The organism is Streptomyces sp. NPDC127117 (assembly GCF_042677325.1).
In the GTDB taxonomy this organism is placed as follows: domain Bacteria; phylum Actinomycetota; class Actinomycetes; order Streptomycetales; family Streptomycetaceae; genus Streptomyces.
This window is the reverse complement of sequence record NZ_JBHXTM010000005.1, coordinates 176,621-196,606: the sequence shown is the minus strand read 5'-3', so window position 1 is coordinate 196,606 and position 19,986 is coordinate 176,621. Positions and strand designations below refer to the sequence as shown.

Annotated in this window: 18 protein-coding genes; 8 read left to right on the top strand and 10 right to left on the bottom strand. The window is 72.1% G+C overall.

The annotated features are described in order from the left end of the window. Window positions 1-9: 9 nt before the first annotated feature. A complete protein-coding gene (locus ACFVH0_RS07160) occupies window positions 10-936 on the top strand; it encodes a cyclase family protein (protein ID WP_385818521.1) in 927 nt (308 codons plus the stop codon). A 48-nt stretch (window positions 937-984) separates the two neighbouring features. On the opposite strand, the gene ACFVH0_RS07155 is transcribed toward ACFVH0_RS07160, so the two are convergent. From ACFVH0_RS07155 to ACFVH0_RS07140, 4 genes are all read right to left on the bottom strand, one after another. Beyond that, a complete protein-coding gene (locus ACFVH0_RS07155; RefSeq protein ID WP_385818519.1) occupies window positions 985-1,503 on the bottom strand; it encodes an ATP-binding protein in 519 nt (172 codons plus the stop codon). A 517-nt stretch (window positions 1,504-2,020) separates the two neighbouring features. Further along, window positions 2,021-2,971: an acyl-CoA dehydrogenase family protein gene (locus ACFVH0_RS07150; protein ID WP_385818518.1), complete on the bottom strand. Its 951-nt coding sequence runs from the start codon at window positions 2,969-2,971 to the stop codon at window positions 2,021-2,023. Window positions 2,972-2,978: 7 nt separating this feature from the next. Next, complete coding sequence (locus ACFVH0_RS07145; protein ID WP_385818516.1) at window positions 2,979-4,139, bottom strand: acyl-CoA dehydrogenase family protein; 1,161 nt, start codon at window positions 4,137-4,139, stop codon at window positions 2,979-2,981. Between the two features lie 7 nt (window positions 4,140-4,146). Further along, complete coding sequence (locus ACFVH0_RS07140; RefSeq protein WP_385818515.1) at window positions 4,147-5,340, bottom strand: amidohydrolase family protein; 1,194 nt, start codon at window positions 5,338-5,340, stop codon at window positions 4,147-4,149. 144 nt (window positions 5,341-5,484) lie between these two features. On the opposite strand from ACFVH0_RS07140, the gene ACFVH0_RS07135 reads away from it, so the two are divergent. Then, entirely contained in the window at window positions 5,485-7,023 is a 1,539-nt protein-coding gene (locus ACFVH0_RS07135; RefSeq protein ID WP_385818514.1) for a class I adenylate-forming enzyme family protein, read from the top strand. 45 nt (window positions 7,024-7,068) lie between these two features. Here the strand turns inward: ACFVH0_RS07135 and ACFVH0_RS07130 are convergent, their stop codons facing one another. Then, window positions 7,069-7,590 (bottom strand): EF-hand domain-containing protein, encoded by a 522-nt coding sequence (locus ACFVH0_RS07130; RefSeq protein WP_385818513.1) that lies wholly within the window; start codon window positions 7,588-7,590, stop codon window positions 7,069-7,071. Window positions 7,591-7,862: 272 nt separating this feature from the next. Then, on the bottom strand, window positions 7,863-8,237 hold the full coding sequence (locus ACFVH0_RS07125; protein WP_385818512.1) for an STAS domain-containing protein: 375 nt from the start codon (window positions 8,235-8,237) through the stop codon (window positions 7,863-7,865). Window positions 8,238-8,530: 293 nt separating this feature from the next. On the opposite strand from ACFVH0_RS07125, the gene ACFVH0_RS07120 reads away from it, so the two are divergent. Both ACFVH0_RS07120 and ACFVH0_RS07115 read left to right on the top strand, forming a co-directional pair. Then, window positions 8,531-9,106 (top strand): RNA polymerase sigma factor, encoded by a 576-nt coding sequence (locus tag ACFVH0_RS07120; protein WP_385818511.1) that lies wholly within the window; start codon window positions 8,531-8,533, stop codon window positions 9,104-9,106. After that, entirely contained in the window at window positions 9,103-10,461 is a 1,359-nt protein-coding gene (locus tag ACFVH0_RS07115) for a zf-HC2 domain-containing protein (RefSeq protein ID WP_385818510.1), read from the top strand. The genes ACFVH0_RS07120 and ACFVH0_RS07115 overlap by 4 nt, the downstream gene beginning before the upstream one ends. A 3-nt stretch (window positions 10,462-10,464) precedes the next feature. Here ACFVH0_RS07115 and purU read toward each other — a convergent pair whose 3' ends face one another. Both purU and ACFVH0_RS07105 read right to left on the bottom strand, forming a co-directional pair. Beyond that, window positions 10,465-11,343 (bottom strand): formyltetrahydrofolate deformylase, encoded by an 879-nt coding sequence (purU, locus tag ACFVH0_RS07110; protein WP_385818509.1) that lies wholly within the window; start codon window positions 11,341-11,343, stop codon window positions 10,465-10,467. 28 nt (window positions 11,344-11,371) lie between these two features. After that, entirely contained in the window at window positions 11,372-11,875 is a 504-nt protein-coding gene (locus ACFVH0_RS07105) for a hypothetical protein (RefSeq protein ID WP_385818508.1), read from the bottom strand. A 117-nt stretch (window positions 11,876-11,992) separates the two neighbouring features. Here ACFVH0_RS07105 and ACFVH0_RS07100 point away from each other — a divergent pair, with 117 nt between their 5' ends. Further along, complete coding sequence (locus tag ACFVH0_RS07100; RefSeq protein ID WP_385818507.1) at window positions 11,993-13,273, top strand: ABC transporter substrate-binding protein; 1,281 nt, start codon at window positions 11,993-11,995, stop codon at window positions 13,271-13,273. A gap of 49 nt (window positions 13,274-13,322) precedes the next feature. Here ACFVH0_RS07100 and ACFVH0_RS07095 read toward each other — a convergent pair whose 3' ends face one another. Both ACFVH0_RS07095 and ACFVH0_RS07090 read right to left on the bottom strand, forming a co-directional pair. Next, on the bottom strand, window positions 13,323-14,849 hold the full coding sequence (locus ACFVH0_RS07095; protein ID WP_385818506.1) for a hypothetical protein: 1,527 nt from the start codon (window positions 14,847-14,849) through the stop codon (window positions 13,323-13,325). A 186-nt stretch (window positions 14,850-15,035) separates the two neighbouring features. Next, entirely contained in the window at window positions 15,036-16,418 is a 1,383-nt protein-coding gene (locus ACFVH0_RS07090) for a transcriptional regulator (protein WP_385818505.1), read from the bottom strand. A 354-nt stretch (window positions 16,419-16,772) separates the two neighbouring features. Here ACFVH0_RS07090 and ACFVH0_RS07085 point away from each other — a divergent pair, with 354 nt between their 5' ends. From ACFVH0_RS07085 to ACFVH0_RS07075, 3 genes are read left to right on the top strand one after another with little or no spacing between them, the layout of a single operon-like run. After that, window positions 16,773-17,426: a bifunctional DNA primase/polymerase gene (locus ACFVH0_RS07085; protein WP_385818504.1), complete on the top strand. Its 654-nt coding sequence runs from the start codon at window positions 16,773-16,775 to the stop codon at window positions 17,424-17,426. A gap of 59 nt (window positions 17,427-17,485) precedes the next feature. Then, the gene (locus ACFVH0_RS07080) at window positions 17,486-18,325 is read left to right on the top strand and encodes an ABC transporter ATP-binding protein (protein WP_385818502.1); all 840 of its coding nucleotides are present in this window, start codon (window positions 17,486-17,488) and stop codon (window positions 18,323-18,325) included. Beyond that, the gene (locus tag ACFVH0_RS07075) at window positions 18,322-19,965 is read left to right on the top strand and encodes a transporter (protein WP_385818501.1); all 1,644 of its coding nucleotides are present in this window, start codon (window positions 18,322-18,324) and stop codon (window positions 19,963-19,965) included. Before ACFVH0_RS07080 ends, ACFVH0_RS07075 begins: the two co-directional genes overlap by 4 nt. Window positions 19,966-19,986: the final 21 nt, after the last annotated feature.

The following is a 19,986-nucleotide window of genomic DNA, read 5'->3' as shown; positions in this document are numbered from 1 at the left end:
GGAGGCGCCATGTCACTGCCGGCCGAGTTCCACGACATCGCGAAGCGGGTCAACAATTGGGGCCGCTGGGGCGACGACGACGAGATCGGGACGCTCAACCTGATCACCGACGCCGTGGTGCGCGAGGCCGCCGCCACCGTCCGCAGCGGTCTGCGGATCCCGCTCGCACTCCCGCTCCAGCAGGACGGCGTGCAGAGCGGGCTGATCCCGGGACGGATCAATCCGCTGCACACCATGGTCCAGATAAACCAGGAGCTCTTCGGCCCCGGCACCGTCGCCACCAGCGACGACACGGCGGTACTGAGCCTGCAGACGGCCACCCACTGGGACGCCCTCACCCACGCCTCGCACTCGGGGAAGATCTACAACGGCCGCCCGGCCGCGACGATCACCGCACACGGCGGCGCGCAGTTCAGCGGGATCGACAAGGCACCGCACATCGTCTCGCGCGGGGTGCTGCTCGACGTGGCGCGCGCCCACGGCGTGGACCGGCTGCCCGGTGGCCACGCGGTCACCCCCGAGGACCTGGACGCGGCCGAGGAACTGGCGGGGGTACGGGTCCGGTCCGGCGACATCGTGCTCGTCCGGACCGGGCAGGTGCAGGTGTATCTGGCGGGCGACAAGCACGCGTACGGCTATCCGTCGCCCGGACTGTCGGTCCGGACGCCCGAGTGGTTCCGCGCGCGCGATGCGGCGGCGGTCGCCAACGACACCCTGACCTTCGAGATCTTCCCGCCGGAGATCGAGGACCTGTGGCTGGGGGTGCACGCCCTGGACCTGGTCGAGATGGGCATGCCGCAGGGCCAGAACTGGAATCTGGAGGCGCTGTCCACAGCCTGTGCACAGGAGAAGCGGTACGCCTTCCTGCTCTCCGCGATGCCGGAGCCGTTCGTCGGCGCGACCGGCACCCCGGTCGCGCCGGTCGCCATCCTGTGACGGGACCGGCCGGCGCCGGACAGCAGCCCGGAAGAACTGCTTTAACCTTTATGCAAGGTTCGTAACGACCTGCGACGGCTTGCGCGCATCACGGCCCGTGTCCTCCGCGCAGGGGGCGACGCCCTGTGCGCCGGAGTGCAGCGGCAGCTGGATCAGCGGTGCGCCGCGGTCGACCTCGCACCAGATGCGCTTGCCCGCGCCCTCCGGCTGCCAGCCCCAGCGGTCCGCGAGGCCGTCGACCAGCTCCAGGCCCCGGCCGTTGGTGTCCTCGCCGGCCGCGTGGCGCTGCTGCGGCGGGCGGCAGCTGGCGTCGGCCACCTCGACCCGGACGGTCCCGGGCGCACCGGCCGATCCGGTCAGGCCGAACAGCATCCGCAGCACCGCCGGGCACCCGGTGTGCACCACCGCGTTGGTGACCAGCTCCGAGATCAGCAGGATGAGTGTCTCGGCCAGTGGCTCGTCGTCCCTTATCCCGGACCCGACCAGTCTCGACCGGGCCCATCTACGGGCCCGCCCGACCTCCGCGGGATCCGGCCCGACCTCCAGCTGAACCTGAAGCACCTGCACCGCTCACACCATCCGAACCGGCGGACACATCGCCTCGCGCCTCCTCGGGGTCACGGAACGTGACTCCCCTGCGAGACAGCATGGTTGACGTACAGTCACCGCAACAAGCGCTTCGGGCATATTCCAGCGCGAAGGAGTACGCGTGATGCATACTGTGCGACGCACGTTGCGGGGAGTCGAACAGAGGCACGCAAAGGCCGCCCGAACCGCCTCCCGGGCGCTCCCGGCGCTTCTGCCAGGAACGCGAGCAGGGCACCGCTCCGGACCCGGAGTCATTGCACGGGCAACCTCCGGATCGCCCGGTTCCAGTTCCTGTCGCATCCAACGGAGCGTACCCGAGCCCGGCGCCGACTCCACCCCGTGACGGAGAACGTGAAGGCCGGAGACCGGCCCCCGCGCCCGCCGGCTGCACTGTGTAACTCCGCAGCGTGAGGCTCGTGGCCCTGCCTGTCACCTCCGTGCACCGTACATTCGCCCACCGCCGGTCGCCGGAAGCCTGCACGGAAACCCTCCCGCTTCAGCACAGGTCCCCCGCAAGCACCTCCTCGGCCACCGCCGCCGTGAGCCACTGCCCGGACCGCAGCCAGGCCCGTTTGAGGTGCAGGTGAACATCTGCCTCCCAGGTGAAGCCCATGCCGCCGTGCACCTGGAGGCAGTCCCGCGCGTTGCGGACCGCCGCGTCGTCGGCGAGCAGTTTGGCGCCCGCGATCTCGACCGGGTCCGCGGTCACGGCCGCCGCGTACACGGCGCAGCGGGCCAGTTCGGCGCGGACCAGCATTCCGGCGCACAGATGTTTGACCGCCTGGAAGGAGCCGATCGGCGCGCCGAACTGTTCGCGCTCACCGGCGTGTTGGACGGCCATCTCGGTCGTCCGGGCGGCACTGCCGAGCTGTTCGGCGGCGGCCAGCAGGGCCCCCTCGTCGCGCAGCCGCCCGCCCCCGGGCAGCGGTTCACCGGCCTCCACCGGGTCCTCGGCCCGCCACAGTGGCGTGAACGGGTCGACCGAACGTACGGGGGTGGCGGCGTCCCGCACCCGGGAGACGTCCACCGACGCGGCGGACGCCTGCGGCCCGTCGCCGGCGCCGAGCACCAGCAGCGCGTCCGCCTCCCCCAGGTGCGCCACCGGCTGCCCCGGATCGAGCACGGCGACCACCGTCCCGCCCTGCGCCGCGCCCTTCACCCGGCCGGCCGCGAGGTGGGTGGCGATCAGCGGCCCCGGCAGCAGCGAGCGCCCCGCCTCCTCGAAGAGCAGCACCGATTCGGGCAGCCCTAGCCCGACGCCCCCCTCCGTCTCCGGCAGCCGCAGCGCGAAGAACCCGGCCTCGCCGAGCTCCCGCCACAGCGCCCTGTCGACGCCCGTGCCGTCGTCGAGCGCCGCCCGCATCCGGTCCCTGCCGAAACGCCCGGCGAGGAGTTCCCGCACCCCCGCCCGCAGGGCCCGCTGGTCGTCCGAGAGCTGGAAGTCCATGAGTGCGTCAGCGCCCCTTCGGCAGGCCGAGAATGCGTTCGGCGACGATGTTCCGCTGGATCTGCGAGGTGCCCGCGGCGATGGTGTACGAGAGCGAGGAGAGCCGGTCCAGGACCCATTCCCGGTCCAGGTCCGCGCTGTCCGCGCCGAGCACCTCGGCGGCGGCCTCGTACAGTTCCTGGCGGGCGTGCGAGTAGCGCAGCTTGAAGACCGAGCCGCCGGTGCCGGGCACGCCTCCGCCGCCGGCTCGCTGGGCCTCGCTGACGTTCCACTGGGTGAGCCGCCACAGCGCCCGGAATTCGGCGTTCAGCCTGCCCAGCCTGCGGCGCAGGACCGGATCGTCCCAGCGCCCGCTGCGCCGGGCCTCGGCGGCCAGCGCGTCCAGGGTGCGGCGGCAGGCGACGACCTCGCCGACGAAGGCCGTACCGCGCTCGAAGGAGAGGGTGACCATGGTGACCCGCCAGCCGTCGTTCTCCGCGCCGACCCGGTGCGAGAGGGGCACCCGCACCTCGTCGAGGAACATCTCGGCGAACTCGGTGGACCCGGCGAGGGTGCGCAGCGGGCGGACGGTGACCCCGGGCGCGTCCATCTCCATCGCGAGCCAGGTGATCCCCCGGTGCCTGGGCGCCGCCGGGTCCGTACGCACCAGGAGTTCGCACCAGTCGGCGACCTCCGCGTGCGAGGTCCAGATCTTGCTGCCGCTCACCAGGTAGTGGTCGCCGTCGCGCACCGCCCTGGTCCGCAGCGCGGCGAGGTCCGATCCGGCGTCGGGCTCGCTGAACCCCTGGCACCAGATCTCGTCGCCGCGCAGCACCGGGGGCAGCCAGCGGGCCCGCTGCTCCGCGGTGCCCTCGGCGGCGATCGTCGGGCCGGCGTGCAGCAGCCCGACGAAGTTCGCGCCGACGTACGGGGCCCCGGCCTTCTCCGTCTCCTCCAGGAAGATCAGGTGCTGGGTCGGGGTCGCGCCCCGGCCGCCCGCGTCGACGGGCCAGTGCAGGCCCGCGTAGCCGGCGTCGTGGAGCATCCGCTGCCAGGCCGTGTCGTACGCGCGGCGCCCCGGCCAGTCGTCGGGGCGGGGCTTCGCGGGGAGTCCGGGGAGCACGGCGGCCAGCCACTCGCGCAGCCGCGCCCGGAACTCCCGCTCCTCCTCCGTGTACGCGAGGTCCATCGCGGGCCTACTTGTCGAGGTCCAGATCGAGCATCCGGATCGCGTTTCCGCGCATCAGTTTGTAGACGGTCTCGTCGTCCAGTCCCTTGACGTGGTCGAGGGCGACCTCCTTGGTGTGCGGGAAGGTCGAGTCGACGTGCGGGTAGTCGGTCTCGAAGGTGGCGTTGTCCCGCCCGACGACGTCGAGCGAGGCGACGCCGTGCTTGTCCCGGAAGAAGCAGCAGAAGATCTGCCGGTAGTAGTACGTGGACGGCGGCTCGGGGATCAGATCGCGCACCCCGCCCCATGCCCGGTGCTCCTCCCAGACGTCGTCGGCGCGCTCCAGGGCGTACGGGATCCAGCCCATCTGGCCCTCGCTGTAGGCGAGCTTCAGCCGGGGGTACTTCACCAGGACCCCGCTGAACAGGAAGTCCATCATCGAGGCCATCGCGTTGTTGAAGGAGAGGCTGGCCTGTACGGCGGGCGGGGCGTCGGGCGAGGCGGCGGGCATCTGCGAGCTGGATCCGATGTGCATGTTGACGACCGTGCCGGTCTCCTGGCAGGCCGCGAAGAACGGATCCCAGTACCCGGTGTGGATCGACGGCAGTCCGAGGTGGGTGGGGATCTCGGAGAAGGTCACCGCGCGCACCCCGCGCGCAGCGTTCCGGTGGATCTCGGCGACCGCCAGGTCGATGTCCCAGAGCGGGATGATGCAGAGCGGGATGAGCCGGCCGCCGCTGTCGCCGCACCACTCCTCCACCATCCAGTCGTTGTAGGCGCGCACGCAGGCGAGCGCCACCTCCTTGTCGTGGGCCTCGGCGAAGGTCTGGCCGCAGAAGCGCGGGAAGGTCGGGAAGCAGAGGCTCGCCTCGACGTGGTTGAGGTCCATGTCCTTGAGCCGCTCGACCGGATCCCAGCAGCCGGGCCGCATCTCCGCCCGGGTGATGCCCTCCAGCGTCATGTCGTCGCGGTCGAAGCCGACGGCGGCGATGTTGCGCTTGTACGGGAACTTCAGGTCCTCGTAGATCCACCAGTCGGTGGGCGGGCCGTCCGGGTCCATCGTGATGACGTACTTGCCGCCCGTGTACGCCAGCTCGCCGATGCCCGCGGTGAGCGGCTGCGGGCCGCGCTCGCGGTACTTGGCGGGCAGCCAGGTGGAGAAGAGGTGCGGCGGCTCGATCACATGGTCGTCGACGCTGACGATCCGAGGCAGTTCCGTCATGGTGTCCCCTCCGGCGCGCGATTTTCTGATGACCCGTCAGATTTATGTCGCACTCAGGCTAGCCCCGCACCCCTGGACCGACAAGGCGCAGCGCTCTACGCTCTCCGCACTATCTGACTGTCCGTCAGCTGTGAGGGGTTCGCCGTGACCGAGACCGCGCACGCCCTGGGTGCATCGGGCACCTTCTGGGAACTCGTCGAACGCCGGGCCGGCCTGACCCCGGACCGTCCGTTCCTGATCCAGGACGACCGCACCCTGACCTTCGGCGAGCTGCGCGGCCGCGGCGAGCGGGTCGCGGCCGGGCTGTGGGAGATGGGCGTGCGTCCCGGCAGCGTCGTCGCCTGGCAGCTGCCGACCCGGATCGAGACGGTGCTGCTGTCGTTCGCGCTGACCCGGATCGGGGCCGTCCAGTCGCCCGTCATCCCGTTCTACCGGGACCGCGAGGTGGGGTACGCGCTGCGCGAGTCCGAGGCGGAGTTCTTCGCCGTACCGGGCACCTGGCGCGGCTTCGACCACACGGCGATGGCCGGACGGCTGACGGCGGACCGGCCGGTGACGGTGTTCGAGGCGTACGCGTCGCTGCCGGACGGTGACCCGTCGGTGCTCCCGCCGCCGCCGGGCGACGGTACGCAGGTGCGCTGGATCTACTGGACGTCGGGCACCACCTCCGACCCGAAGGGGGTGCTGCACACCGACCGCAGCCTGATCGCGGGCGGCTCCTGCCTGGCCCACGCGCTGCATCTGTCGGCCGACGACATCGGCTCGATGGCCTTCCCCTTCGCCCATGTCGCCGGGCCCGACTACTCGGTGATGCTGCTCCTGTACGGCTTCCCGGCGGTCCTCTTCGAACACTTCGCGATGCCGGACGCGCTGGCGGACTACCGGCGCCACGGGGTGACGGTCGCGGGCGGTTCCACGGCGTTCTACTCGATGTTCCTGGCCGAGCAGCGCAGGGCGCCGGACCGGAAGCTGATCCCCACCCTGCGGCTGCTGGCGGGCGGCGGGGCCCCCAAGCCGCCGGAGATCTACCACGCGGTGGTCCGGGAGATGGGCGTCCAGCTCACCCACGGGTACGGCATGACCGAGGTCCCCATGATCACGATGGGCGCCCCCGACGACACGGTGGAACACCTCGCCGAGACGGAGGGGCGGCCGCCGGCGGGCATGGAGATCCGGATCACCGACGAGGACGGCAAGCCGCTGCCGCACGGCACGGACGGCGAGGTGCGGCTGCGCGGGGAAGCCGTCTGCGAGGGCTATCTGGACCCGGCGGCGTCCGCGTCGGTCTTCGACGCGGAGGGGTTCCTGATCACCGGCGACGTCGGCCACGTCAGGGCGAGCGGGCACCTGGTGCTCACCGGGCGGCTGAAGGACATCATCATCCGCAAGGGCGAGAACATCTCCGCGAAGGAGATAGAGGACCTGCTGCACCGGCACCCGGACGTCGGGGACGCGGCGGTGATCGGGCTGCCGGACCCGGAGCGGGGCGAGCTGGTCTGCGCGGTCGTGGAACAGCCGGCGGGTGCGGCGCCGCTGACGCTGACGCGGCTCACGGGGTATCTGCGGGCCGAGGGGCTCTCCGTGCACAAGCTGCCGGAGCGGCTGGAGGTGGTGGCCGCGCTGCCGCGCAACGACACCCTGCGCAAGGTGCTGAAGTACCGGCTGCGGGAGCAGTTCACCTGACGGGCGGGGCGGGCGGGCGCCGCACCGCCCGTCGGGCGACGGGGCCTACGCGTCCGGGGCGATCACCGTGAAGTAGTCGGCGAGCGCCGACACCGCCTCGTCCTCCGCGATCCTGCCGTCCTGGTCCGTGTCCAGGCTCCGGGCGGCGAGCCGCGCCGTCCCGGCGTCCGCGCCGAGCACCTGGAGCGCCCGCTCCACGGCGGGTACGGCCGCCGTGCCCCGGTCGTCCGGGTCCGCCACGGCGATCGCCGCGCGCAGGAAGGGGCGGGCGATCTCCGCGAAGCGCTCCGGGTTGTCGCGCAGCCGCTTCACGGCCCCGCCCACGAACTCCTCACGGGTGACGCGCTGGTCCCCGTCGACATCGGCGATGCCCGCCATGCCCTGCCAGAACGCCTCGGCCCCGGTGTAGAGCGCCTGGCCCTTGTCGCAACGCGCCGTCGTACCGAATTCGGCGAGCAGCCGGGCCGCGGCGGCATTGAAATCCGCGCGATCGATGTATCCGTTGCCGTCCTGGTCGAAGGCGGCGAAACGGAAAGCGATCTTGCGCTCATACTCTGCGCTGTCCATGCGGGGAGCGTACGACGCCGGAAGGCGTCACGTGTCACTTACGCGCCCCACCGGTGTTACGACCCGGTCATCGCCGCCCGCCGCCACCCCCGCCGACGGCGCACCCGGGGGGCTTTCGTCTGGATCGGGCCGGATCAGGGAGCGGGGTCCGGTGTCGTGCATCACAAGGCGGAGGAGGGAGTCGAGGCAGAGCGCCGGCGACGACAACGCGGCGAGGCGCGGCACCGGGGCACGCGAGCCCGGCATGATCCGGACGAAAGGCCCCGGCGGCTTCACGCCGAGAGCGGCCGGGCCCGGTCGTCGACGGCCGTGCCCCAGTCGGGGTAGACCTCGAAGAGCCGGCGTACGCCGAGCGCGGCGAGCACCCGGTTGACGTGCGAGCCCTCCTCCGCGCCCCGGGCCGGCAGGATCAGCCGCAGCCGGCCCCCGCAGGAACGCATCAGCTTGCGGGAGGCGATCAGCACGCCGACCCCGCTGGAGTCGCAGAACAGCACCCCGGAGAGGTCGAGCACCACATCGTGGCGGCCGACGGCGACCGCGTCATGCACGGACTGGCGCACCGCGGGCGATGTCAGCAGATCCAGCTCGCCGTGCATGTGAAGTACGGTCCATTCACCCTGCACGGTCTCGGCCACTTCGAGTGTCACGCCACTGGGCCTCTCGTTCCGGGGCTTCCGACGATCCGGAAGTTTCCGTTCCTTCTCGCGGCTGCCCCAGCCGCACCCCCATGAAACACCGAGCGGCCCGGCAGGACGCAGCCGGATTCGAACAGAATTGATCGATTCGGGTCCGAATCCGTCGGCACCGGCCGGCGCATTCCCTATCATCCCGGGCCTCTTGGCGGGCGTACTTGCCGTAAAGAGAGGTGCATGGCCGGTACCGCCGACTACATTCGATGTGACGAGGGGAACAGAGCAGAGGGAACAGGGTCGGGGGTCGCATGGCCAAAAACGCACCACCCCGCTGGGACCGCAAGATGCAGCAGCGGCTGGCACGCGGTGAGGCGGCGGCTCTCGGTGAGCTCTACGACCGGTTCGCCTCGCTCGTGCACAGCCAGGCCCACCGGATGCTGGACGACGAGACCGCCGCCGACCTGGTGACCCGCGAAGTCTTCGGCTACGTGTGGGAGAACCCGGACGCGTACGACCCCAAGGAGGGCTCGATGCGCTCCTGGGTGGCCCGGCTCACGCACCGCCAGTCCGTGCGGCGGCTGCGCAAGGAGGACGGCCTGCGCGACGACCCGGACGAGGACGGGAGCGGTCTGGCGGATCGGGTGCACCGGGCCACGGTCGCGGCCCGCGCCGACTACATCGTCGCGTCCATGCCCGCCCCGCTGCGGGCCGCCCTGGAACTCGCGTACATCCAGCGCCGGGACTACCGGCAGACCGCGGCCGACCTCGGGGTCACCGACGACGAGGCCCGCCGCCGGCTCCGGCTCGGACTGCAACTGCTCTCCACCGCGCACACCCGCCCGCTCGAAGGGATGTCGCCGCCCGGATACGGACGGCCCCTGTGACCGGCGACGAGGCGGACGGGCACGGTGACGGCGGACGCGACGACGAGGTGCGGGGCGCGCGGCGCATACCGGGCCCCCGGGCCGCCGCGGACGACTTCGATCTCTCCGCCGTACCCCTGCCGCCGCCCGTCCCCGCGCCCCCGCCCGAGGAGCCGCGCAGGCCCCCGCGGCCGACAGCACCGGAACCGGAAACCGCCGTGGCACCACCGGCCCCATCAGCACCGCCGGATCCGCCGGTGCTGACCCACCGCGTACTCAAGGCGCTCCTCGGCGCGTGGGCCCTGGCGGCCTGCTCGGCGGAGGAGACCGAGGCCGTCGAGGCGCATCTGACCGAGTGCGCCGCCTGTGCGGACGAGGCCCTGCGGCTGCGCGACGCGGTCGGACTGCTGCACACCGACCGCAGCCTGGATCTCGACCCGACGCTACGGACCCGGGTGATCGACGCCTGTCTGAGCCGCCGCCCGGCCGACATCCCGGTGCCGGACTGGGCCGCTCCGTACGACGCGGAGACCGCGCGGCTGGACGCGCTGCTCCGGGACATCGGCAGCTCGGAGTGGCACGCCCCGGTGCGGCTGAAGTGGTTCGAGGGCGAGCAGGAGGCCGGCCGCAAGACCACGGTCGCGGGCGTCATCGGCCATCTCATGGCCGTCGACGGACTGATCGGCGCCGCCCTCGACATCGACGTGCCGCTCGGCGACGGAGTCCTCGGCCGGGGCGCCGACTGGCCGCTCTCGCCCACCGCACGCACCGAGAGGTACTGGTCCGCCGCGCTGCGGCCGCCCACCCGCGCGGTCCACGAGCCGTGGCGGGCACAGAGCCACGCCCTCATCCGCACGGTGTCCTTCGCCGGCCGCGGGGTCTCCGAACTCTCCGTCTCGTACGGGGACTTCGCCCTCCCGATGCACGACGCCCTGCTGGACCGGGCGTTCGAGTGCTGGGTGCACGGCGGCGACATCGCGGAGGCGGTGGACTATCCGTACGAGGCGCCGTCCGCCGCCCATCTCAACCGGATGATCGACCTGGCGGCCCGGCTGCTGCCCGCCGTCCTCGCCGAGCGCCGCAGGACCGGACTCGCCGGGCCCGCCCGCCATCTGGTGACGGCCGGTTCGCCGGGCCGTTCGCTGCATCTGGAGGTCGAGGGTTCGGGTGGCGGCGACTGGTACATCCCGCTGGACTCCCCGGCCGCGCTCGGCTCCCCCGCGCACACCGTGGCGCAGGTCGCGCTGGACGGCGTGGAGTTCTGCCAGCTGGTGGCCGGGCACGTATCGCCGGTCGAAGCGGCGGCCGGTCAGGAGGGCGACCGCGAGGCGATCCGCGACGTGCTCTGCGCCGCGGCCTCGCTGAGCCGCCTGTAGTGACTACGCGAAGACCACCGTGCGGCGGCCGTTGAGCAGGATGCGGCGCTCCGCGTGCCACTTCACGGCCCGCGCCAGCGCCTGGCACTCCACATCGCGCCCGATGGCGACCAGCTGGTCCGGCGTGACGCCGTGGCCCACCCGCTCGACCTCCTGCTCGATGATCGGCCCCTCGTCGAGGTCCGCGGTCACGTAGTGCGCCGTCGCACCGATCAGTTTCACACCTCGGGCGTGCGCCTGGTGGTACGGCTTCGCGCCCTTGAAGCTCGGCAGGAAGGAGTGGTGGATGTTGATGATCCGGCCGCTCAGCTGCTTGCAGAGGTCGTCCGAGAGGACCTGCATGTAGCGGGCGAGGACGACCAGCTCGACGTTCTCCTCGCGCACCAGCTCCAGCAGCTCCGCCTCCGCCGCCGTCTTGTTCTCCCTGGTCACCGGGATGTGCCGGAAGGGGACGTTGTACGAGGCGACCAGCTCGGCGAAGTCGGTGTGGTTGGAGACGACGGCGGCGATGTCGATCGGCAGCGCCCCGATCCGGGAGCGGAACAGCAGGTCGTTGAGGCAGTGCCCGAACTTGCTGACCATCAGCACGACCCGCATCCGGTCCGAGGAGCGGTGGATCTGCCAGTCCATCCGGAAGGAGTCGCCGACCGCGGCGAAACTGGCCCGCAGCTTCTCCACGGTCACCGGGGCGTTCGCCGCGAAGTGGACCCGCATGAAGAACAGACCCGTGTCGTGGTCGCCGAACTGCTGGCTGTCCTCGATGTTGCAGCCGGTCATGAAGAGATAGCTCGACACGGCGTGCACGATGCCCTGCTTGTCGGGGCAGGAGAGAGTGAGGACGTACTGCTCGGGGGCGGTGTCGGCAGGCTGTGGCACGGTCATCCCCGTAGCGTGCCACACCGGCCCGGAATCAGGCCGACCTGGTCATGATGCGGAGCACGTCGAGGGAGCGCGGCGGCGTGTCGGGGTCCTCGCCGTCGTTGCCGGCGAGCAGCACATGGGCCTCGCGGGCGGCCCGTACGGCCTCCTGCCAGCCGTGGTGCTCCAGATACGCCGAGACGGGGGCGTCCGCGCCGACCTGGTGCATGATGCGCAGCACCCGGAGCACGGCGACGTCGACGAGCGCGGCCTCGTCGGTGTCGCGGAAGATCGTTCCGATGTACTTCTCGGCGGACCAGTTGTCCAGCCAGGTGTCCTCGACCAGGCGGTACACGGCGTCGGTGACGTCGCCGTACCCCTCCCGGCCGGCCAGCCAGCACTCGTGGTGGAAGACGGGGTCGGAGAGCATGTGCAGCGCCGAGCGCACGTTGCTGCGCCAGCGCCACCAAGGCATGTCATTCAGCGGCATGCCGCCCATGGTGGAGGAGCGACGGCCGCGACGGGAAGAGTTCTCCGAACCTTGCTGCACGGTCATCGATCGTACGTTCCCTTTTCCGTCGCCCACACCGGCCCCTGCAATTCACCCGGATGTCACCGAGTGTTGAGCGGGGCACACTGCGGCGTTACCCCACGGCCGGAAATGTACGTGTCCATGACCGGACGGCGACGCCTCACCTCCCCCCGCCCCTACAAGCTCCTCACAAGTACGGCGGCGGCCGGGGCGTTGCTGGTCACCGGTTGCGGCGCACTCCCTGGGGCCACGGGGGGCTCCAGGGAGCCCGTCACCGTCATGACGTGGGCCCCCAGCGGGGTCGCGGGGCCGGACGCGGCGAACATGGCGGGCATGACCGCCATGGCCCGCGCCTACGCCCGCTGGGCCAACGACAACGGCGGGCTGGACGGTCACAAGCTGCGCGTCGTCACCTGCGACGAACAGGACACCTCGATCGGGGCGGCGAACTGCGCCCGGCAGGCCATCAAGCAGAAGGCGGTGGCGGTGGTCGGCTCGTACAGCCGGCACGGCACGGCGTTCATGCCGCCGCTGGAGGCCGCCGGAATCCCCTACATCGGTGGCTACGGCGCCTCCGACGAGGAGTTCAGCAGCTTCACCTCCTTCCCGGTCAACGGCGGCCAGCCCGCCCTGCTCGCGGGCAACGCCCGTCAGCTGGCCCGCAGTTGCGAGCGGGTGTCCGTGGTCCGGCCCGACACCCTGGCCGGCGACGGCCAGGCCTGGCTCCTCAAGACCGGCCTCACCGAGGCCGGCCGGCCCGCGCCCGCCGACATCCGGGCACCCGAGTCGGCCACTTCGTACGACGAGGCGGCCACCCCCGCGCTCCAGGCCGCCGGGGCGTCCGACGGCTGTGTGACGGCGGTGCTCGGGAAGCGCACGGAAACCTTCTTCGACTCCTTCCGGCGGCTCGAACCGTCGTACGGGAACGTCCGGATCTCCTCCGTGCTGGGCAGCGTCGACCAGCCGTTGATCGACAGCACCGGCGGCCGGAACAGCCCGTTCGAGGGGGCGTACATCACCGGCTGGTACCCGGACGCGGGCGACGCCCGCTGGGACGCGATGCGGAACGTGATCCGCAAGCACGCCTTCGGCGACAACCGGATCGACCCGGACGACACGGGCGTGCAGACCACCTGGATCGCGTACACCGTGCTGAAGGAGATCGTGGAGTCGGTCGGCTCCGCGCAGATCACTTCCTGGAAGCTGACCTCCGCCCTCAACCAGGGCACCCCGGCGGAGACCGGCGGCCTCACCCCGGTGCTGCGCTGGAGCTTCAAGGACGTGCTGGGCTCGTCCTCGTACCCCCGGATCGTCAACACCAGGGTGACGTATCAGGTGGTGCGCAACGGCCGGCTCGTCGCGGACCGGAAGGGCTTCATGGACGTCTCGAAGACCCTGTCGGACGCCAGCGCGAAGGGCTGACCCGCGGCACCCGCCCGGATTCGCGGGACGGGCGCCGCGGGACGGACCGTCACAGCTGTGTGGCCGCCCGCCGGGTCAGTCCGTACTTCGACGCGATCGAGTCCCACAGCCCGGACGCCTGCCGCTTCTGCTTGCTCGCCTCTTCGCTCTGCTGGGTGGCCGCCTGCGTCTCGGAGGTCGTACGCGCCTTCCCGTGCTTGCACACCTTCTTGCCGTTCTTGGCCTGCGCGGCCCACGCGGCGTAGTGCTCGTCGGCGGCGGCGGAAGCCTGCCATGCCTTGGTGAGCGAGGAGGTCAACTGGGCGTGGTTCGGCAGCTTGTCGACGGACAGCCCCTCCAGCCGGGTCACCAGATCGCGGCGCTGCTGGGCGGCGCCCTTCAGATCGGTCACGGCCTGGTCCAGATCCGTGCAGCTCTTGATCTTCTCGACGGCCCCGATGACCGCGGCACGGCTGTTGTTGCTGTCCGCGAGCAGCTTGTCGAGCTCCTCGGCCTGCGGCTTGGCCGGATCTGCGGCGGCCTGCGTGGAGGGCTCCCCGGCCGGTGAACTCGCCGCGGCCACCGGCTGCTTGTCGTCCTTGCCCTTGTCGTCGCCACCGCTCAGCAGCGCACCGGCGCCGAGCCCGACCACCGCGCAGCCGACCACGACCGCCGCGATCAGCGTGACATGGGGCCGCTTCTTGCGCGGCGGCTGCGGCTCCTCGGCCACCGGCTGGTACGGGGCCTGCGGAGGCTGCCCGCCACCCTGGTACTGCGGGGCGCCCTGGTACTGCTGACCGGGGTGCTGACCGGGGTCGAGCCGGGGCATCTGCTGGGTGGCGCCCGCCGGTTCGTCGCTGCGGAACAGGTTGTCGAACTCGGCGGGCGGCTGCCGGTCGCCCGGGGCGCCGGGCCTGATGCCGTAGGGGGTGCCGCCGGGGACCGGCGGGATGTACTGGGTCGCCTCGGCGTCGCCTCCGTTGCCGGGCTGCTGCGGGTACGCCTGCTGCTGCGGCGCCCCGTGGCCGAGGAACGTCGTCGACTCCGCGGGGTTCTCCGGCGGCAGCCCGCCCGGCACGGGCCCACCGGGCACCGGCGCGATGTACTGCGTGGCCTCCGCGTCCCCGCCCATGCTCATCCCGGGCACGGCCTCGGGCGGCAACGGCTGCGCGAACGACTGCGGCGGCTGCGGCTGTTGCTGCATCTGCTGGGGCGGCTGCGGCTGATGCATCTGCTGCGGCTGCTGATGCTGTACGGGGGGCAGCGGCTGGGCCTGCGGCATCTGGGCGTGCTGCGGGGCGGGCGGCTGCCCGTACTCCCCCTGCTGCACCTGGCCGTACTGCCCCTGCCCATACGCACCCTGGCCCTGGGCGTGCCCCTGGGGCTGGTGCTGCGGCTGGGACTGTTGCGCGGGGTCCTGGTGCGCCGCCTGCGGCCCCCAGGGCTGCCCCCACGGCCGGCCGCCCGCCGGGGCGGCCTGATCCGCGGGGCCCCCGGGTATCCAGGGCTCGCCGCCACCCGCGGGCAGCACGACACCTTCGTGCGTGGGCCGTACAGCAGGGAGCTGCTGCTCGTCACCCTGTCCGCTCTGCGTCACCGGGACTCCTACGTGTAAACCTACGGAATCGTCGGCTCACGCTATCGGGTGGTTGCCGCCGTTCGCCAAGCGTGTGTTGTCACTCACCAGCCCTTCACAGGTGTTGTAACACTCAGCGCTCTTAAGACGCAGTTAATGGAACGCCCGGACGCGCCCGCCGGCCGGGCCCCCGTTCCCGGGCCCCGGTCAGGCCGCCTGGAGCTCCAGCCGGGCGCCGAACTCGCGCACCGCCGACTCGTCCCCGTACGGGATCAGCCGCTGCTGGAGATCGTCCAGGTACTCCGCTCCCCGGCTGGAGCGCACCGACCCCAGCAGCTCCATCGCCCGCGTGCCCGTGTGGCAGGCCTGCTCCACCTCGCGCATCTGGACCTGGGCCGTGGCCAGCAGCACCAGCCCGATGCCGCGGCGGCGGGTCCGGGACTCCGGGTGGCCGGCCAGCGACTCCTTGGCGCGGCGCGCGGCGGCCTCCGCCTGGCCGAGGTCGCGGTGGCAGTGCGCCAGCTCGTCCGCGAGATAGGCGCGGTCGAAGTGGGCGATCCAGTCGGGGTCGTCGCCCGTGCCCGGTTCGGCCCGCTCCATGGCGCCCAGCGCGCGGCCCGTCACCGCCTGGCAGGTGCGGGCGTCGCCGAGCAGGGCGTGTCCGCGCGCCTCCGCCGCGTAGAACATCGCCTCCGCCCGCGGGGTGACGCGTCCGCGCGCGCCCTCCTGGGCGGCCCGGGCCAGCTGGGCGATCTCCCGGGGGTTGCCGAGCTGAGCGGCGAGATGGCTCATCGAGGCGGCCAGCACATAGCCGCCGTACGCCCGGTCGCCCGCCGCCTGGGCCAGCCGCAGCGCCTGGATGTAGTAGCGCTGGGCGAGCCCCGGCTGACCGGTGTCGACCGCCATGTACCCGGCGAGCTCGGTGAGCCGGGCGACCGCCGCGAACAGCTGCCGGCCGACCGCCTCCCGGTACGCCCCGGAGAGCAGCCCGGAGACCACGCTGTTCAGGTAGTGCACCAGCACCGGCCGGACATGTCCGCTGCCGAACCGGTGGTCGAGATCGACCAGCGCGGTCGTCATCGCCCGCACCGCCTCCACGTCCGGCATCCCGACGCGGGCCCCGGAGGAGCGTGCCACCTGTGGGTCGGAGCCGGTGATCAGCCAGTCGCGGCTGGGTTCGACGAGCGCGGAGGAGGCGACCGCCGAACCGGACAGGAAGTCCCGGCGGCCGACATCGCTGCGCCACAGCTCGCAGACCTGCTCGATCGCGCCGATCACGGTCGGGGCGAACTGGAGGCCGACGCCGGACGCCAGATTCTTGCCGTTGGCCATCCCGATCTCGTCGATCGTGACCGTACGGCCGAGCTTGCGGCCGAGCGCCTCGGCGATGATTCCCGGTGCCCTGCCGCGTGGTTGCTGTCCGCGTAGCCAACGGGCCACGGACGTCTTGTCGTAGCGCAGGTCGAGCCCGCGTTCCGCGCCGACCATGTTGACGCGGCGGGCGAGTCCGGCGTTGGAGCATCCGGCTTCCTGGATGAGCGCCTGGAGCCGTTCGTTCGGCTGGCGTGCGACGAGAGGCCTGGCTGCCATGTTTCCCCCTGAGGCCGCAGTGATCATTGAGCCGATCACTGCCCGGCGATTACGCGGAAAATGCACAGATTCATCGTGTTCGTCACGTGCGTCTTGTTCCTTGTCATTCATGTCGGCATATGACAGAGGCCGACCGGTTCCGGACCCGCACAGAGGCGGTCCGGCGGTTGCCCGTATGTGGCTACCCGCCCTGCCGGGCACCGCCTCACGCGCGCCCCCGCCCATGCATCCATGCGCCCCGTGTGCCGGATCGATACGCCGGGACCGCACCCGTCACGCCCGTAACCCCGGGTGTTGGCCGTAGTTGTGCTGAGCGTGGAAGAGCCCATCGCAGTCGAAGAGCCCGTCGGAGTCATGAAAGCCGCGAAGGTCCCCCAACAGCGGGGCGAGCAACTGCTCGACGCGGCGGTGCGGTACGCGGAGGAGCGGCACTGGGACGTGTGCCCGGGCACCTGGCTGGAGGCGGCGGAGGGGACCGAGCGGTGCTCCTGCGGCGACACCGGCTGCGCCGCCCCCGGCGCCCATCCCGCCGGCCCCGACTGGGCGGGCCAGGCGACCGGGAGCGGGGCCGCGGCCCGCCGGATGTGGTCCAGGCACCCGAAGGCGTCGATCCTGCTGCCCACCGGTCGCAGCTTCGACGCGATCGACGTACCGGAGTCCGCCGGCTTCCTGGCGCTGGCCCGGATGGAGCGGATGGGCCTGCCGCTGGGCCCCGTCACCTGCAGCCCCGACCGCCGGATGTTCTTCTTCGTGCTGCCGGGCGCGGCGGCCAAGTCGGACGGCCTCGTGAGGAAGCTGGGCTGGCGGGCCGCCGCCATCGATCTGGTCGCCCGCGGCGAGGGCCACTACGTCACGGGGCCGCCGACCCGGGTCGGCGAACGCGGAGCGGTGCAGTGGGCCCGCCGCCCCACCCCCGCCAACCGCTGGCTGCCGGACGCGGAGGAGCTCATCAGCCCGCTCGCCTACGCCTGCGCCAGGGAAGCGGCCGACGCCCGGACCCGCCTCTGACGGAACGCCCTTTCGTAGGCTGGTCCCGGAACACGGGGCCACCGAAAGGCAGAGGAATCATGCGTGACCGCGCAGAGACCGACAGAGCGGTACGGGCGGACGAGGCGGGCGAGGCGGGCGGCGGCGATGAGGCGACGCCCGCCGTTCGCGTACAGGGGCTGTGGAAGCGGTTCGGGGAACAGACCGCGGTGGCCGGGATCGATCTGGAGCTGCCCGCAGGCAGGTTCATCGGTCTGGTCGGGCCCAACGGCGCGGGCAAGACCACCACGCTGTCGATGGTCACCGGACTGCTCCGGCCCGACCAGGGCAAGGTCGAGGTGGCCGGCCACGACGTGTGGCGCGACCCGGTCGAGGTGAAGTCCAGGATCGGCGTGCTCCCGGAGGGGCTGCGGCTCTTCGAGCGGCTCTCGGGGCGCGAACTCCTCGCGTACACCGGCAGATTGCGCGGGCTGCCGGGCGCCGAGGTGGACAAGCGGGCCACCCAGCTCCTGGACGTTCTCGGTCTGGCGGGTGCCCAGCACAAACTGGTCGTCGACTACTCGACCGGCATGCGGAAGAAGATCGGGCTCGCCGCCGCACTGCTGCACAACCCCGAAGTGCTGTTCCTGGACGAGCCGTTCGAGGGCGTCGACCCGGTCTCGGCGCAGACCATCCGTGAGGTCCTGGAGCGCTACACCCGCTCGGGGGCGACCGTCGTCTTCTCCAGCCATGTGATGGAGCTCGTGGAGTCCCTCTGCGACTGGGTGGCCGTGATGGCGGCGGGCAGGATCCGGGCCCAGGGCCCCCTGGCCCAGGTGCGCGGCGACGCGCCCTCGCTGCAGAACGCCTTCCTCGAACTCGTCGGCGCCGGCCCCCGCGCCGCCGACGGCTCCCTCGACTGGCTGGGCGGCAAGCGATGAGCGTGCTCGACGCCCCCGTGGGGACCGCCCCCGGCCGGGCCGCGAACGAGAACCTCGTCCCCGTCTTCGTACGGCTGAAGCTGACCCTGCTGCGCAACGGGCTGCGGCAGTCGGCCGGCCGGCGGGCCGCGTACATCGCCTCCGTCGTCGTCACCCTGCTGTTCGCCGCGGGCCAGCTGATCGGGCTGATCGCACTGCGCGGATATGCCCACACGGACTCCCTCGTGGTGCTGCTGGCCGCGGTGCTGGCGGTCGGCTGGGCCGTGATGCCGCTGTTCTTCCCCAGCGGTGACGAGACCCTGGACCCGAGCCGGCTGGTGATGCTGCCGCTGCGGCCGCGCCCGCTGATCTCGGCGCTGCTGGCGTCCTCGCTGGTCGGGATCGGTCCGCTCTTCACGCTCTGTCTGACGGCCGGCTCGGTGTTCGCGGTGGCGCACGGGGCGGCCGGCGCGGTGTTCGCCGTGGTGGCCGCGCCGCTCGCGCTGCTGGTGTGCGTGGCGCTGGCACGGGCGGTGGCCACGGCCAACACCCGGCTGCTGACCTCCCGCAAGGGCCGTGATCTCGCGGTGCTCAGCGGGCTGGTGATCGCGGTCGGCTTCCAGGTCGTCAACTTCGGCGCCCAGCGGCTCGGCCGGGCGGGCGGGCTGTCCGCGCTCGACCCGGTCACGGACGTGGTGCGCTGGCTGCCGCCCGCCTCGGCGATCGGAGCGGTGGACTCGGCGTCGCGGGGCTCGTACGGGCAGGCGTCCGTGCAGCTGCTGCTCTCCGTCGCGGCGCTGGGCGCGCTGCTGTGGCTGTGGCAGCGGAGCCTGGTGAAGCTGATGACAGCCCCGGACGGCTCGACCCTGGCGGCCGCCGGGCCGGGCCGCGAGAAGGCCGGCAAGGGCGGCTCGGGGCTCGCCGCGCTGCTGCCGCAGGGGCGAACCGGGACGGTGATGGAGCGCAGCCTGCGGTACATCGCGCGTGACCCGAAGACCAAGGCCGCCTGGACGACGGCGCTGGCGGTCGGGCTGATCGTGCCGGTCCTCAACGCGCTCCAGGGCACCGGCTCGGTCTACTTCGCCTGTTTCGCCGCCTGGATGCTCGGCATCCAGATGTACAACCAGTTCGGCCAGGACACCTCGGCGTTCTGGATGGTGGCGCTGACGATCTCCTCCACCCGTGACGCCTATCTGGAACTGCGGGCGCGGGCACTGGCGTTGCTGCTGATCACGCTGCCCTACACGATCGTGGTGACGGTGGTGACGTCCGCGGTGCTCGACGACTGGGCCGCGCTGCCGGAGGTCATGGGGCTGTCGTTCGCGCTGCTGGGCGGGATGCTGGCGACCGGCGCGGTGGCGTCGGCGAACTTCCCGTACTCGATCCCGCAGGACGGGGCGTTCAAGAACGTGGCGCCGGGGCAGGCCGGGCTCGCCTGGATCTCCATCTTCGGCGGCATGGTCTCGGCGGGGCTGCTCTGCGCGCCGGTGGTCGCGGCGACGATCTGGCTGCACGTCGCGGACCACGAGCAGTGGCTGTGGCTGCTGCTGCCGGTGGGGGCGGTGTACGGGGTGCTGATCTCCTGGGCGGGGCTGCGGGTGGCCGCCCCGCGCACGGCGGACCGGCTCCCGGAGATCCTGGCGGCGGTCAGCAAGGGCTGAGGGCGGCCGTAGCCGGACCCT

Coding starts and splice junctions, on each gene's coding strand:
- ACFVH0_RS07140 (WP_385818515.1), bottom strand. CDS start 5,340: ATGACGGAACTGCCTCGGATCGTCAGCGTCGACGACCATGTGATCGAG.
- ACFVH0_RS07090 (WP_385818505.1), bottom strand. CDS start 16,418: ATGGCAGCCAGGCCTCTCGTCGCACGCCAGCCGAACGAACGGCTCCAG.
- ACFVH0_RS07100 (WP_385818507.1), top strand. CDS start 11,993: ATGACCGGACGGCGACGCCTCACCTCCCCCCGCCCCTACAAGCTCCTC.
- ACFVH0_RS07085 (WP_385818504.1), top strand. CDS start 16,773: ATGAAAGCCGCGAAGGTCCCCCAACAGCGGGGCGAGCAACTGCTCGAC.
- ACFVH0_RS07150 (WP_385818518.1), bottom strand. CDS start 2,971: ATGGACTTCCAGCTCTCGGACGACCAGCGGGCCCTGCGGGCGGGGGTG.
- ACFVH0_RS07080 (WP_385818502.1), top strand. CDS start 17,486: ATGCGTGACCGCGCAGAGACCGACAGAGCGGTACGGGCGGACGAGGCG.
- ACFVH0_RS07075 (WP_385818501.1), top strand. CDS start 18,322: ATGAGCGTGCTCGACGCCCCCGTGGGGACCGCCCCCGGCCGGGCCGCG.
- ACFVH0_RS07145 (WP_385818516.1), bottom strand. CDS start 4,139: ATGGACCTCGCGTACACGGAGGAGGAGCGGGAGTTCCGGGCGCGGCTG.
- purU (WP_385818509.1), bottom strand. CDS start 11,343: ATGACCGTGCCACAGCCTGCCGACACCGCCCCCGAGCAGTACGTCCTC.
- ACFVH0_RS07130 (WP_385818513.1), bottom strand. CDS start 7,590: ATGGACAGCGCAGAGTATGAGCGCAAGATCGCTTTCCGTTTCGCCGCC.
- ACFVH0_RS07105 (WP_385818508.1), bottom strand. CDS start 11,875: ATGACCGTGCAGCAAGGTTCGGAGAACTCTTCCCGTCGCGGCCGTCGC.
- ACFVH0_RS07120 (WP_385818511.1), top strand. CDS start 8,531: ATGGCCAAAAACGCACCACCCCGCTGGGACCGCAAGATGCAGCAGCGG.
- ACFVH0_RS07160 (WP_385818521.1), top strand. CDS start 10: ATGTCACTGCCGGCCGAGTTCCACGACATCGCGAAGCGGGTCAACAAT.